Origin of the sequence: Paraburkholderia ferrariae NBRC 106233 (assembly GCF_000685035.1) — a bacterium.
GTDB lineage: Bacteria > Pseudomonadota > Gammaproteobacteria > Burkholderiales > Burkholderiaceae > Paraburkholderia > Paraburkholderia ferrariae.
In genome coordinates this window covers 1-814 of the sequence record NZ_BAYB01000094.1, presented here as the reverse complement: position 1 = coordinate 814, position 814 = coordinate 1, and the positions used below count along the sequence as shown (strand labels likewise).

Here is an 814-nt window from a genome sequence, read left to right as displayed (position 1 = left end):
GCGAAGCGCAGACCTTCTTCCATCGCGATCGGCGCGATCAGCTTCACCGTGATCGACACGTTGTCGCCCGGCATCACCATTTCCTTGTCCTTCGGCAGCTCGATCGAGCCCGTCACGTCCGTCGTACGGAAGTAGAACTGCGGACGGTAGTTGTTGAAGAACGGCGTGTGACGACCGCCTTCATCCTTGCTCAGCACGTACACTTCTGCCGTGAAGTGCGTGTGCGGCGTGATCGAACCCGGCTTTGCCAGCACCTGGCCACGCTCCACGTCTTCACGCTTCGTGCCGCGCAGCAGGATACCCACGTTGTCGCCTGCCTGACCCTGGTCCAGCAGCTTGCGGAACATTTCCACGCCCGTGCAGGTCGTCTTCACCGTCGGCTTGATACCGACGATTTCGATTTCCTCGCCGACCTTCACCACGCCGCGCTCGATACGACCCGTCACCACCGTGCCGCGACCCGAGATCGAGAACACGTCTTCCACCGGCATCAGGAACGCACCGTCAACCGCGCGCTCCGGCGTCGGGATGTACGTGTCCAGCGCGTCGGCCAGGTTCATGATCGCCACTTCGCCCAGCTCGCCCGTGTCGCCTTCCAGCGCCAGCTTGGCCGAACCCTTGACGATCGGCGTTTCGTCGCCCGGGAAGTCGTACTTCGACAGAAGCTCGCGCACTTCCATTTCCACCAGCTCGAGCAGCTCGGCGTCGTCCACCATGTCGCACTTGTTCAGGAACACGATGATGTACGGCACGCCGACCTGACGGGCCAGCAGGATGTGCTCGCGCGTCTGCGGCATCGGGCCGTCAGCGGCCG

General features: G+C 63.3%; 1 protein-coding gene. It reads right to left on the bottom strand.

The features are described 5' to 3' along the window. The coding region (locus BFE01S_RS36805; protein ID WP_028229723.1) for an elongation factor Tu at positions 1-814 on the bottom strand (814 nt) is incomplete at both ends.